This is a genomic window from Pseudomonas sp. GYB4201 (assembly GCF_056312595.1).
Genome location: NZ_JBWGIG010000056.1, coordinates 24,424 through 36,929, shown reverse-complemented (window position 1 = coordinate 36,929; position 12,506 = coordinate 24,424). Strand labels below are relative to the sequence as shown.

Sequence of the window (12,506 nt, the reverse complement as noted above, 5' to 3'; positions counted from 1 at the left end):
CGCCAGGCTGCGCTGGCCGGTATTGCAACCAGGATTTTGTGAGTGTACGCAAGGGCCAGCGCAGCCTGGCGGCAGCGGCTACGGGTAAATCCCGTGTTGGCATGCAACCTGCTTTGAGACTATCAGCCCACCCGCGTTCAACGGCGATCGCACCCAGGGGCACCCCACACAGATACCAGGCAAAGGCGCCTGGAGCTTAACGGCTCCAGGCGTCTTTTTTTTGTTCGAGGAAAACCTGCATGAACGCATTCATGACGCTCAAGCCGCGCCCGCAACTGATCATCGTCGGCAACGGCATGGTCGGCCACCACTGTGTCGAGCAACTGATTGAGCGCGGGGCCCTGGCGCAGTTCCAGGTGCGGGTGTTCGGCGAAGAGCGCCAGCGCGCCTACGACCGCGTGCACCTGTCCGAGTACTTCGGCGGCAAGGACGCCGAGGCGCTGGCCCTGGGCGACGCCACCCTGTACGCCGACCACGGCGTGCAGTTGCACCTGGACGAAGCGGTGCTGGAGATCGACCGTGAAAATCGTCAGGTGGTCACTGCCCAGGGCCGCTATGCCTACGACCAGCTGGTGCTGGCCACCGGTTCCTACCCGTTCGTGCCGCCCATTGCCGGCTCCGAAGGCGACGCGCGGCTGGTGTACCGCACCCTCGACGACCTTGACGCCATCCGCCAGGCCGCCCGCAGCGCAAGGCGTGGCGTGGTGGTGGGGGGCGGCCTGCTGGGCCTGGAGGCGGCGAACGCGCTGAAGTCCCTGGGCCTGGAGGCCCACGTGGTGGAGTTCGCCCCGCGGCTGATGCCGGTGCAACTGGACAGCGACGGCGGCGCCGCCCTGCGTGCGCAGATCGAGGCGTTGGGCGTAGGCGTGCACGTGTCCCGTGCCACCCAGGCCATCGTCGCCGGCGAGGCCTATCGCTACCGCATGAACTTCGACGGCGGCGAGTTCCTGGAAACCGACCTGGTGGTGTTCTCCGCCGGCATCCGCCCCCAGGACGCCCTGGGGCGCAGCGCCGGCCTTGACGTTGCCGCGCGTGGCGGCGTGGTCGTGGATGAGCACTGCCGCACCAGCGACCCGGCTATCTTCGCCATCGGCGAATGCGCGTCCTGGAACGGCAGCGTGTTCGGCCTGGTGGCGCCTGGCTACAGCATGGCGCGCAACGTCGCGGCGCTGCTGGCGGGGCAGGGCGAGGCCACTTTCGGCGGCGCCGACATGTCTACCAAACTCAAGCTGCTGGGCGTGGACGTGGGCTCCATCGGCGACGCCCACGCTGCCACGCCGGGTGCGAAAAGCTACCGCTTCATCGACGAGGCCAACGCCAGCTACCGGCGCCTGGTGGTGTCGCCGTGCGGCGGCAAGGTCATCGGCGCCGTGCTGGTGGGCGACAACAGCTACTACGACACGCTGCTGCAGTACGTGCAGAACAGCATCGCCCTGCCGAAGGATCCGTCCAGCCTGATCCTGCCGCTGAGCGACGGCGCCCCGGCCTTGGGCGCCGATGCCCTGCCCGACAGCGCCACCCTGTGTTCCTGCCACAACGTGACCAAGGGCGCGGTGTGCGCGGCCATCGACAGCGGCTGCGGCGACCTGCCCAGCCTGAAGGCGCAGACCAAGGCCTGCACCGGTTGCGGCGGCTGCGCGGCGCTGCTCAAGCAGGTGTTCGAGCACGAGCTGATCGCCCGCGGCGTGGCCGTGGACAAGAGCCTGTGCGAGCACTTCGCCTACACCCGCCAGGAGCTCTACGCGCTGGCGCGGGTGGGCGACATTCACAGCTTCGAGGAGTTGCTGGCGCGCCACGGCCGTGGCCACGTGGGCTGCGATATCTGCAAGCCCACCGTCGGCAACATCCTCGCCTCTTGCTGGAACCAGCCGATCATGGACCCCTCGCTGGCGCCGCTGCAGGACACCAACGACACCTTCATGGCCAACATGCAGAAGAACGGCACCTACTCGGTGGTGCCACGCATTCCCGGGGGCGAGATCACCCCGGACAAGCTGATCGCCATCGGCGCGGTGGCGAAGAAATACGACCTGTACACCAAGATTACCGGCGGCCAGCGCATCGACCTGTTCGGCGCCCAGCTGCACCAATTGCCCGACATCTGGGGCGAGCTGATCGAGGCTGGCTTCGAGACCGGCCACGCCTACGGCAAGAGCACGCGCACGGTGAAAAGCTGCGTGGGCAGCACCTGGTGCCGCTACGGCGTGCAGGACAGCGTGAAGATGGCGCTGTTCATCGAGGACCGCTACAAGGGCCTGCGCTCGCCGCACAAACTCAAGTTCGCGGTGTCGGGCTGCACCCGCGAGTGCGCCGAGGCGCAGAGCAAGGACGTCGGCGTGATCGCCACCGAGAAGGGCTGGAACCTGTACATCAGCGGCAACGGCGGCATGCGCCCGCGCCACGCCGAGCTGTTCGCCACCGACCTGGACGACGCCACGCTGATCCGCTACATCGACCGCTTCCTGATGTTCTACATCCGCACCGCCGACAAGCTGCAGCGCACCTCGGTCTGGCGCGAGAGCTTGGAGGGCGGCCTGGACTACCTCAAGCAGGTGATCATCGACGACAGCCTGGGCCTGGGCGCCGAGCTGGAAGCGCAGATGCAGCACGTGGTCGACCGCTACGAATGCGAGTGGGCCAACGCCCTGAAAGACCCGGAGAAGCTCAAGCGCTTCCGCACCTTCGTCAACGACCGCCGCGACGACCCCGGCGTGCACTTCGTCAAGGAGCGCGGCCAGCGCCGGCCCGCCACCCACCATGAACTGAAACTGATCCCGCTCGCCGAGGAGGCCCTGTGATGAACAACGCCCATAAAGCTGTGCAAGCCCAGGCCTGGCGGCCGGTGTGCCATCGCCGCGACCTGGTGGCCAATAGCGGCGTGGTGGTGTGGCTGGACGGCGCCCAGGTGGCGCTGTTCTACCTGCCTGACGCCCCGGACGGCCAGGTGCTGCACGCCATCGACAACCACGACCCGCGCTCGGGCGCCAACGTGATCGGCCGGGGCATCGTCGGCCAGCTCAAGGGCCAGTTGGTGGTGGCAGCGCCGCTGTACAAGCAGCATTACGCCCTGGCGGACGGCCATTGCCTGGAAGAACCCGGCGAACGCCTGCGCACCTGGCCCGTGCGCCTGCACGGCGACGAAGTCCAGATAGCCACGTGACCCGTCTACACCCTGCCCGTAGCAGCGGCCGCAGGCCGCGTCCCGCCTATTGCCTGACCCACCGCATGGGGCCGGACGCAGCCTGCGGCAGCTGCTACGGGGGGGATGGGGGTGGTAATATCCTGCCATGAACCTCGACACCCGCATCAAATTCCGCCACCTGCTGTGCTTTCTCGAAATCGCCCGCCAGGGCAGTTTCGCCAAGGCCGCCGACGCCGTTGCCATCAGCCAGCCGGCCATCTCCAAGACCCTCAAGGAGCTGGAAGACCTGCTGCAGACCCGCCTGTTCGACCGCGACAAGAGCGGTGTCGAGCTGACCCCCGCCGGCGTGCGCTTCATGCGCTACGCCGCGCCCTGCGTACAGGCGCTGCGCGACGGCGTGAGCACCTTGCGCAGCGAGCAGCACGAGGCGCCGCAGGTGAAGGTGGGGGTGCTGTCCACCGTGGAAAGCCGGTTGATGCCCGAGGTGCTGTGCCGTCTCAACGAGCGCCATGCCGCCCTGGTGGTCAGCGTGGCCACCGGCCCCGGCGCGCACCTGCTGGCGCAGCTGCACGTGGGCGAGCTGGACCTGGTGATCGGGCGCATGACCGACAACCCGCAAATACAGGGCCTGATGTTCGAGCACCTGTACAGCGAGGCCATGACCCTGGTGGTGCGCCCCGGCCACCCGCTGCTGGGCGAGGTGCCCACCGACCGCGGCAAGGTCAACCGCTACCCGCTCGTGCTGCCGCTGGCCGGCACCACCATCCGCAAGCACGCCGACAGCCTGTTCGTGCAGTGCGCCATCGAGCCGGCGGCGCAACGGCTGGAAACCCTGTCGCCGACCCTCAGCCGCCGCTACGTGCTCAGCAGCGACGCCATCTGGGTGGCCCCGCGCGACGCGGTACTGCTGGACATCCGCCAGGGCGAACTGTTCGAGCTGGACCTGGGCGTGCGCGAGCCCGGCGGCTCGGTGGGCATCTGCAGCAACGCCTCGCTGGCGCTGTCGCTGCCGGCGCAGTGGCTGTGCGATGTGGTGCGCGAGGTGGCGGCCAGTTATCGCGAAGCCTGAATGTAAGATTTTGGTAAGGTTTGCCATCATTCAGATGAAACCCTTTAAACACCTGAACTTATCTGTATTTTCCGGCTCTCATGCCGGTAGCCATTGGTCGTGGCCGCCTGATAAGCTCGCGGCTTTACTCGATTGCCCATTTGGCGCATGAACAAGGAAATAGCATGAAACAGCATCGGTTGGCGGCGGCGGTTGCCTTGGTCACTCTGGTACTCGCAGGTTGCGACAATCATTCCAGCGTGGAACTGAAAACCCCGGCGCAGAAAGCTTCCTACGGCATCGGCCTGAACATGGGCAAGAGCCTGGCACAGGAAGGCATGGACGATCTGGACTCCAAGGCCGTCGCCCAAGGCATCGAAGATGCTGTCGGCAAGAAACCCCAGAAGCTCAAGGACGACGAACTGGTCGAAGCCTTCGCTGCGCTGCAGAAGCGTGCCGAAGAGCGCATGACCAAGATGAACGCCGAAGCTGAAGCTGGCGGCAAGAAATTCCTGGAAGAGAACGGCAAGAAGGAAGGCGTGGTCACTACCGCTTCCGGCCTGCAGTACCAGATCATCAAGAAAGCCGACGGCCCACAGCCCAAGCCGACTGATGTGGTGACTGTCCACTACGAAGGCAAGCTGACCGACGGCACCGTCTTCGACAGCTCCATCGAGCGTGGTAGCCCGATCGACCTGCCAGTGAGCGGCGTGATCCCGGGTTGGGTCGAAGGCCTGCAACTGATGCACGTTGGCGAGAAGATCAAGCTGTTCATCCCGGCTGACCTGGCCTACGGTGCCCAGAGCCCAAGCCCGAAAATCCCGGCCAACTCGGTGCTGGTATTCGACCTGGAACTGCTGGCCATCAAGGATCCGGCCAAGGCCGACCAGGCGCCTGCCGCTGCTGACGCCGACAAGGCTGACGCTGCTGATGGCGACAAGGCCGACAAGGCTGCTTCGAAGTAATTCGCAGCCCTGCCCGAAAAACGCCCCGCCTTGCGGGGCGTTTTTTTTTGCCCGCGCACTCGTCACCGTAGCCGCTGCCGTAGGCTGCGCTGGCCTTGTGCCTTGCTGAAGATTCACGGGGCACACGCTGGCCAGCGCAGCCTACGGCAGCGGCTACGGTAGGATTGAACCTGCTGGATGGCTGAACAGTCTCAAGAAGGTGCCAGGCGCAAACGATTTACCTCAACGTCTCAAAGTGTGTAAAAAACGCCCGATCTAAGCGCAAGCCTTGAAAAACCTGGCTTTGCGCCATTAAAACGGCCGCTGTTCACAAGGTTATCCACAATAACTGTGGATAACCCTGCCACCCTGTTTCCCCCGGAGGGGCAATGAAAGCACCCTGGAGTTTTGCCCGTTTCCTGCCCTTGGCCGAGCGCCTGCTCAACCGCGGCAAACTGCCGGCCCTGATCTTCGCCGTGGTGCGCAAGAGCCAGGGCACGGCGGGGCGTTTCAGCGAGTTGAGGGCCAACGTACGGCTGTTGCAGGAGCTGTGCCTGGCCTACTGGCGCGGCGAGTACCGCAACATCAACCCGCGTTCGCTGGTGATGATCGTCGCCGGCCTGCTGTACTTCGTCAGCCCTATCGACGCCATCCCCGACTGGATACCCGGCATCGGCCTGCTCGACGACATCGCCGTGCTGGCCTGGGTGGTCAACAGCCTGGAGAAGGAACTGGCCGCCTTCAAGGCCTGGCGCGACAGCCTGCGCCCCGAGAAGCTGCGGGTGGTGGAACGCCTGCCGGCCAGCCCGCGCGCCTTGCAACTTGAACACAACAGCGGCGAAAAACCGACTATGTAAGCAAGTTGAAATAGAAAATCCCGTTACGACCCTGCTGCTGTTACTATATTTGGCATAAGGATTATGCCTACAGATTACATATGGTGATCCTACAGGGGGTTGTAATGGGTGTTCAGGTCATCAGTCGCGATGGCAAGCCGGAATATGCCGTGCTGCCGTGGGAGCAATACCAGGCGTTGCTGGCCGCCGCCGGGCAACCCGTTGCCCCGGCGCCCAGCGTCGAGGCGCCGGCGCCGCAGGTAGCCGAGCAGGCTGCGCCGGCGTTTTCGCGCCTGGGCGAACTGCGTGAAGCCAAGGGCCTGGCCCTGGACCAGTTAGCGCGCACCGTGGGCATCAGCCCGTCCTACCTGGCCATGATCGAGTCTGGCCAGCGCGAACCCGACGCCGCCATTCGACGAAGCCTGGCGTGGGAGCTGGGGGTTCCCGGCTGGGGAGAGCCGACGTGAGCGTGCGCATCAGCCGCCAGCAGTGGGATGGCCTGCTGAACGAGCTGGACCATGCCCGCCGCCAGCGCCACCTGCTGACCTACCGCGCCTTGCTTGAGCGCCTGCAACTGCCCAGCCCGGCCATGCAGACGCTGACCGCCGCCCTTGAGTACCTGGCCGTCATCGACGCCCGCGCCGAGCAGCCGCTGCGCAGCTCGCTGGTGATCAGCCAGGGCGCCAGCCGCCTGCCGCGCACCGGGTTCTTTGAGTGCGTGGAGCGCCTGGGGCGTTTTTCCGGGCCGTCCGATGGTGTTGCCGCCGCCTCCTGGCACGCCTCGGAAGTGGTGCGGGTGTTCGAGTTCAGCTACCCGGAAGAATGCACATCGTGAACAAAACGCTGTGGCTGCTCCGCGCGCGGATCAGCTACTGGGTGGCACGCCAGCTGTTTCACTGGCCCTGGTTCGTGCGCCAGCCCCAAGGCTGGGCGTGGCTGGAAGGGCAATTCTCGCGCATGGCCAATCTGGGCGACGTCAACGCCATGGGCTTCTACGGCCATATCCTGATGTTCCGTGGCAAGGGCCTGGCGGCCCGCGACGAGGGCCAGCGCCTGCTGCGCCTGGCGGCCGAACGCGGCGACGCGCGGGCGGCGTACCAGATGGGCGTGATCAGCCTGGCGGGCACCTTGCGCAGCGCCCCTGATGGGGTAGCCGCGGTGCATTGGTGGGAAAAGGCCCTGGCCGGCGGTCACCCGCTGGCGGCGTTCAAGTTGGCGCAGCTGTACCGCCAGGGTGGCCCGGGGCTGGCGCCAGACCCTGAGCGGGCGGCGCGCTACGAAGCACCTCGGGGCTGAGGGTGTCCAACACCTGGATACTGTAGCCGGGCACCACCTTGGCCTGGTGCTTGGCCTGGGACGCCAGCTCGGCCAGCAGGCTGGCATCCAGGTCGGCGCAGGCTTCGGGGTGCAAATGCACCACGCCGATGGACAGCGACAGCAGCGCGAACTCCTGCCGTTGGCCCTGACGGTTGTGGGCCACGAAACAGCCTTCCTCCAGGTGCTCGGCGCGGTAGAAACGCCGGCACTGGGCCTGGAAATCCTCCAGCAGCTGGTTCAATCGTTTGCGCCAGTCGGGCGAGTTCAGCACCAACATGAAATCATCGCCACCAATGTGCCCGACGAAGTCGCGCGCCGGGTCCACGCGCTCGTTCAGGCACTGGGCCAGGCACAGCAACACCTCGTCGCCGCGGCCGTAGCCGTAGATGTCGTTGAAGGGCTTGAAGCTGTCGATGTCCACGTAGCAGATGGCCGCCTCGCGCCCCTGCTGCAGCACCCGGGTCAGGCACTGCTGGATCGGCACGTTGCCCGGCAGCAGGGTCAGCGGGTTGGCGTGGCGGGCCTGCTGGATCTTCATTTCGGTGATCAGCTTGAGCACGTCGATCACCCGCCCCAGGCCCAGGTAGCGGCCGTCCAGGGTAATGATGAAATCTTCTTCCATGCGTTGCCGGGCGCGGCTGGTGAGCAGGCGGCTGACCTGCTGCAGCGACTGGCTGACCTCCACTGCCAGGAAGTCCTCGCTCATCAGCCGGCTGATGGGCTTGCGCGCGAACAGTTCGGTGGCGTAGGGCTTGAGCAGCGCCTCGGACAACGAGTGGCGGTGGACGATGCCGCAGGGCTGCTGCTGGGCGTCCAGCACCGCCAGGCTGTTGAGGTTGGCCTGGCTGCGAAACGCCTCCAGCACCGCGGCGGTGGGCATGTCCTGCTGCACCGCCAGCTGTTCGATCAGCAGCGCGCTGAGGTCGCTGCCTTCATCGGCCAGGGGCATCAGGTTGCTGTCCAGCTTCGGCAGCAGCACCCGCGCGTCGTGGGGCGGATGTTCCTGGGGGCGGGCCAGCAGGTAGCCCTGCACCAGGTCCACGCCCATCTCCGCCAGCACGGTCAGCTCCTCGGGTAGTTCGATGCCCTCGGCGATCACCTGGGCGCGCGAGGCCTTGGCGATCTGCAGGATGGAGCCGACGAACTCGCGCTTGAGCGCGTCCTGGTGGATGCCGTCGATGAAGTGCCGGTCGATCTTCACGTAGTCGGGGCGCAGCTCCGACCACAGGCGCAGGCTCGAATAGCCGGCGCCCAGGTCGTCCAGGGCAATCGAAAAGCCCATGGCGCGGTAGTGGTGGAGGGCGTTGTACAGCAGCTGGAAATCGTCGGTGGGGGTCTGCTCGGTCAGCTCGATGACCACGTCGCTGGGCGGGATGCCGTGGGCCTGCAGCAGCTTGAGGGTCATGCCTGGCTGGTGGCTGGGTTCGAGCAGCGACTCGGGCGACACGTTGAGGAACAGCTTGCCCGCCAGCTTCTGCTCGCTGAAACGCCGGCAGGCGGTTTCCCGGCAGGCGATCTCCAGCTCGCTGAGGCGCCCGGCCTGGCGCGCCACGGCGAACAGGTTGATGGGCGAGTGCAGGGCGCTGTTCGACGGCCCGCGGCTGAGCGCCTCATACCCCAGGATACGCCGCTCCGACAGCGAGACGATGGGCTGGAACAGGGTGTGCAGGTTGCCCTGGGCCAGGATGGTGGCCAATGCGCCCAGCTGTTCGGTGATGGTCATGGTTACCTCGGGGGTATACACCCCACCGTAGCCGCTGCCGCAGGCTGCGCTGGCCCCGTGGCTCACTGGAAGTCTCCAGTGCACATCAGGGCCAGCGCAGCCTGCGGCAGCGGCTACGACGGCGGGGCGAAAAAAAGGCTGGGCACCTCTTACAGTGCCCAGCCCCTTATTTCACGACAGCTGGATGACCATTTGATGACAATTGGCCATCATTTCATCAATGCTTGGCAACCGTCGAGTTCAGCTTCAGGTAGTCCAGCAGGATGCGACCGGTCTCGGCCAGGTAGGCGTCGTCCTCAGGCTTGGTCTTGTCCGGCTCGGCCGCCAGGGCGTCCTCGTCTTCCTTCTTCATTTCCTTCAGCGGTGCCTCGCCCTTGGCCTTGCGGCGGGCGTTTTCCAGCGCCAGCTGCTTGGCTTCGATGTCGGCGTGCTGGGCACGGCGGTCGGCTTCGTTGAGGCTGACGGTCTTCTCGCTCATCAGCTTCTCGGCCAGCGCCAGGCGGTCGCGAATGTAGATGAACTCGGCGTCCTTGTCGGTGCGCGCGTCGTGGTCAGCTTTCAGCTGGGCAATGAACGGCTTGAACGGGTCGACCGCAGGCTTGATCGAAGGACGGATGGTGTCCCACGGCATGGCCTCGGGCAGGGCGCTCTCGCCAATTTCCTTGGTGTCGATGATCGACGGGAAGGCCACGTCAGGCAGTACGCCCTGGTGCTGGGTGCTCTGGCCGGAAACGCGGTAGAACTTGGCCAGGGTCAGCTTCAGTTCGCCATGGTTCAGCGGCTGGATGGTCTGCACGGTGCCCTTGCCGAAGGTCTGGCCGCCGACGATCAACGCACGGTGGTAGTCCTGCATGGCGCCGGCGAAGATCTCCGAGGCCGAAGCCGACAGGCGATTCACCAGCAAGGCCATCGGGCCTTTGTAGAAGGCGCCCGGGTTCTCGTCTTCCAGCACGTCGACACGGCCGTCGGCATTACGCACCAGCACGGTCGGGCCTTTCTCGATGAACAGGCTGGTCAGTTCGGTGGCTTCCTGCAGCGAGCCGCCGCCGTTGTTGCGCAGGTCGATGACCACGCCGTCGACGTTCTCTTTCTGCAGCTCGGTCAGCAGTTTCTTCACGTCGCGGGTGGTGGACTTGTAGTCCGGGTCGCCAGCGCGGAAGGCCTTGAAGTCGAGGTAGAAGGCCGGAATGTCGATGACGCCCAGTTTGTATTCCTTGCCGTTCTCGGTGAGGTGCAGGATGGATTTCTTCGCCGCCTGCTCTTCGAGTTTCACCGCTTCACGGGTGATGGAGACGATCTTGCTGGTCTGGTCGTTCGGCGCATTGGTGTGCGGGATCACTTCCAGGCGCACCACGGAGCCCTTGGCGCCGCGGATCAGCTTGACCACTTCGTCCAGGCGCCAGCCCACCACGTCGACCATTTCCTTGTCGCCCTGGGCGACGCCGATGATCTTGTCGGACGGGGCGATCTGCTTGGTCTTGTCGGCCGGGCCGGCAGGCACCAGGCGCACTACCTTGACCTGGTCGTTGTCGCTTTGCAGCACGGCGCCGATACCTTCGAGCGACAGGCTCATGTTGATATCGAAGTTTTCCGCGCTGTCGGGCGACAGGTAGTTGGTGTGCGGGTCATACGACTGGGCGAAGGTGTTGATGTACGCCTGGAAGATGTCCTCGCTGCGGGTCTGGTCCAGGCGCGCCAGCTGGTTCTTGTAGCGCTTGGTCAGGGTGTCCTGGATCTGCTTGTTGTCCTTGCCGGCGATCTTCATGCGCAGGACTTCGTCCATCACGCGCTTGCGCCACAGGTTGTCCAGGTCCGCCTCGGTGGTGATCCACGGGGCGTCCTTGCGGTCCACGGCCAGGGTCTCGTGGCCGGTGAAGTCCATCTTGTCGACGCCTTTGCCCAGTTCGGCCAGGGCGAAGTCCAGGCGCGATTTCACCCGGTCAAGGTAGCGCTTGTAGATGGTGAAGCCGGGGTCCAGGTCACCGCTCTTGAGGAAGTCGTCGAACTGCGTCTTCCACTTGTCGAACTCGGTGATGTCGCTGGCCAGGAAGTAGCTGCGCGACGGGTCGAGCAGCTTGAGGTAGCTGTCGTAGATGATCACCGAACGCTTGTCGTCCAGCGGCGGCTTGCTGTAGTGATGGCGCTTGAGCAGCTCGACGATGTTGAGGCTGGCGATCACCTCGTCACGGTCAGGCTGAAGGTTATCCCAGCTGTTGGCTGCGAAGGTGCGGGCGGACATCGACAGAGCGCCGAGGCCGATGCACAGTGCAAGGGCGGAGCTGGGCAGTAGATGCTTCATGCTGATTCGACGTGGGGACAATTGATCACGCATATTAGGCCGTCTTTGAATTCGCCGGTTTCATTGAAACCGGTCGCATAATGCAACAAGCCCGGCGCCTAGGCACCGGGCTCAGTCATGAGTCAACTATGGAGGCACTGTGAAGGCATTGCAAGGCGTTGAAGGACATGTGGAGTGGGTAGACCATCCGAGCGCGGTTTGCGACGTGGGTCAAGTGAAAATTCGGACAGCTGCCGCCGGCCTCAATCGTGCCGACCTGTTGCAGCGTGCCGGCCTCTATCCGCCACCGCCGGGTGCCAGCCAGGTGCTGGGCCTGGAATGCGCCGGCGTGATCAGCGAAGTGGGCCCGGGCTCGTCGTGGAAGGTGGGTGACCGGGTGTGCACGTTGCTCGCCGGTGGCGGCATGGCCGAGGAAGTGGTGGTCGACGGCCGTCATGTGCTGCCGGTGCCGGCGGGCCTGTCGCTGATCGAGGCGGCGGCCATTCCCGAGGTGTACGCCACGGTGTGGCTGAACCTGTTCCAGCTGGCGGCGCTCAAGCCCGGTGAAAAGGTGCTGCTGCACGCCGGTGCCAGCGGCATCGGCTCGGCGGCCATCCAGCTGTGCAAGGCGTTCGGCAACCCCACCTGGGTCAGCGTCGGCTCGGCCGAGCGCCTGGCCTACTGCGAGGCGCTGGGCGCCCAGGGCGGCGTGGTGCGTGGCGATGGCCTGGACGCGCTGAGCGACTTCGGCCCGTTCGATGTGATCCTGGATCCGGTGGGCGCCAATTACGCCGACCTGAACCTTAAGGTGGCGGCGGTGGACGCGCGCTGGGTGCTGATCGGCCTGATGGGCGGCACCAAGGCCAACATCGACCTGGGCAAGGTGCTGGGCAAGCGCGTGCAGATGCTGGGTTCGACCCTGCGCAGCCGCAGCGACCAGTTCAAGGCGGATTTGCTCAGCGACCTGGGTCAGCACGTGTGGCCGCTGTTCGAGGAAGGGCGCCTGAAGCCACAGGTGGCGCGGACCTTCCCGGTGCGTGATGCCGAGGCGGCGTTCGCCGAGTTGGCCAGCAACCAGGTGTCGGGCAAGGTGGTGTTGATCGTCGATCCGTCCTTGGTGTGAGGTGGCATTGGACGCGGCCTGCGGCCGCTGCTACGCAGATCCGATTTATGGCGTATACGCATTCACGTCGCAGCGGCCGCAGGCCGCGTCCAGGT

At 65.5% G+C, this 12,506-nt stretch carries 11 protein-coding genes; 9 read left to right on the top strand and 2 right to left on the bottom strand.

Annotated features, from left to right (window positions below; translation table 11 throughout):
• The first annotated feature begins 239 nt into the window (after nt 1-239).
• From nirB to AC0Z2B_RS30515, 8 genes are all read left to right on the top strand, one after another.
• Nucleotides 240-2,798 (top strand): nitrite reductase large subunit NirB, encoded by a 2,559-nt coding sequence (gene nirB / locus AC0Z2B_RS30550; protein WP_476301702.1) that lies wholly within the window; start codon nt 240-242, stop codon nt 2,796-2,798.
• Entirely contained in the window at nt 2,798-3,160 is a 363-nt protein-coding gene (gene nirD / locus AC0Z2B_RS30545; protein ID WP_476301700.1) for a nitrite reductase small subunit NirD, read from the top strand. The genes nirB and nirD overlap by 1 nt, the downstream gene beginning before the upstream one ends.
• A 127-nt stretch (nt 3,161-3,287) precedes the next feature.
• Nucleotides 3,288-4,211 (top strand): pca operon transcription factor PcaQ, encoded by a 924-nt coding sequence (pcaQ, locus tag AC0Z2B_RS30540; protein ID WP_416422970.1) that lies wholly within the window; start codon nt 3,288-3,290, stop codon nt 4,209-4,211.
• A gap of 164 nt (nt 4,212-4,375) precedes the next feature.
• Complete coding sequence (locus tag AC0Z2B_RS30535) at nt 4,376-5,155, top strand: FKBP-type peptidyl-prolyl cis-trans isomerase (protein WP_475503800.1); 780 nt, start codon at nt 4,376-4,378, stop codon at nt 5,153-5,155.
• 368 nt (nt 5,156-5,523) lie between these two features.
• On the top strand, nt 5,524-5,991 hold the full coding sequence (locus tag AC0Z2B_RS30530) for a YkvA family protein (RefSeq protein WP_476301697.1): 468 nt from the start codon (nt 5,524-5,526) through the stop codon (nt 5,989-5,991).
• A 104-nt stretch (nt 5,992-6,095) separates the two neighbouring features.
• Complete coding sequence (locus tag AC0Z2B_RS30525; RefSeq protein WP_416422973.1) at nt 6,096-6,437, top strand: helix-turn-helix domain-containing protein; 342 nt, start codon at nt 6,096-6,098, stop codon at nt 6,435-6,437.
• Nucleotides 6,434-6,805 (top strand): hypothetical protein, encoded by a 372-nt coding sequence (locus AC0Z2B_RS30520; protein ID WP_416422974.1) that lies wholly within the window; start codon nt 6,434-6,436, stop codon nt 6,803-6,805. The genes AC0Z2B_RS30525 and AC0Z2B_RS30520 overlap by 4 nt, the downstream gene beginning before the upstream one ends.
• Entirely contained in the window at nt 6,799-7,266 is a 468-nt protein-coding gene (locus AC0Z2B_RS30515; RefSeq protein WP_476301704.1) for a tetratricopeptide repeat protein, read from the top strand. The genes AC0Z2B_RS30520 and AC0Z2B_RS30515 overlap by 7 nt, the downstream gene beginning before the upstream one ends.
• Here AC0Z2B_RS30515 and AC0Z2B_RS30510 read toward each other — a convergent pair.
• On the bottom strand, nt 7,178-9,010 hold the full coding sequence (locus tag AC0Z2B_RS30510; RefSeq protein WP_473005658.1) for an EAL domain-containing protein: 1,833 nt from the start codon (nt 9,008-9,010) through the stop codon (nt 7,178-7,180). The two genes, AC0Z2B_RS30515 and AC0Z2B_RS30510, sit on opposite strands and share 89 nt — an antisense overlap.
• Nucleotides 9,011-9,227: 217 nt before the next feature.
• Nucleotides 9,228-11,309, bottom strand: coding sequence for a carboxy terminal-processing peptidase (locus tag AC0Z2B_RS30505; RefSeq protein WP_416422976.1), 2,082 nt, complete (start codon nt 11,307-11,309; stop codon nt 9,228-9,230).
• Nucleotides 11,310-11,448: 139 nt separating this feature from the next.
• On the opposite strand from AC0Z2B_RS30505, the gene AC0Z2B_RS30500 reads away from it, so the two are divergent.
• On the top strand, nt 11,449-12,411 hold the full coding sequence (locus AC0Z2B_RS30500) for a zinc-binding dehydrogenase (RefSeq protein WP_476301695.1): 963 nt from the start codon (nt 11,449-11,451) through the stop codon (nt 12,409-12,411).
• The last annotated feature ends 95 nt before the right edge of the window (nt 12,412-12,506 follow it).

Excerpts from the sequence above, each read along its gene's own strand:
- AC0Z2B_RS30525 (WP_416422973.1), top strand. The coding sequence starts at position 6,096 with ATGGGTGTTCAGGTCATCAGTCGCGATGGCAAGCCGGAATATGCCGTG.
- nirB (WP_476301702.1), top strand. The coding sequence starts at position 240 with ATGAACGCATTCATGACGCTCAAGCCGCGCCCGCAACTGATCATCGTC.
- AC0Z2B_RS30535 (WP_475503800.1), top strand. The coding sequence starts at position 4,376 with ATGAAACAGCATCGGTTGGCGGCGGCGGTTGCCTTGGTCACTCTGGTA.
- nirD (WP_476301700.1), top strand. The coding sequence starts at position 2,798 with ATGAACAACGCCCATAAAGCTGTGCAAGCCCAGGCCTGGCGGCCGGTG.
- pcaQ (WP_416422970.1), top strand. The coding sequence starts at position 3,288 with ATGAACCTCGACACCCGCATCAAATTCCGCCACCTGCTGTGCTTTCTC.
- AC0Z2B_RS30510 (WP_473005658.1), bottom strand. The coding sequence starts at position 9,010 with ATGACCATCACCGAACAGCTGGGCGCATTGGCCACCATCCTGGCCCAG.
- AC0Z2B_RS30505 (WP_416422976.1), bottom strand. The coding sequence starts at position 11,309 with ATGAAGCATCTACTGCCCAGCTCCGCCCTTGCACTGTGCATCGGCCTC.
- AC0Z2B_RS30530 (WP_476301697.1), top strand. The coding sequence starts at position 5,524 with ATGAAAGCACCCTGGAGTTTTGCCCGTTTCCTGCCCTTGGCCGAGCGC.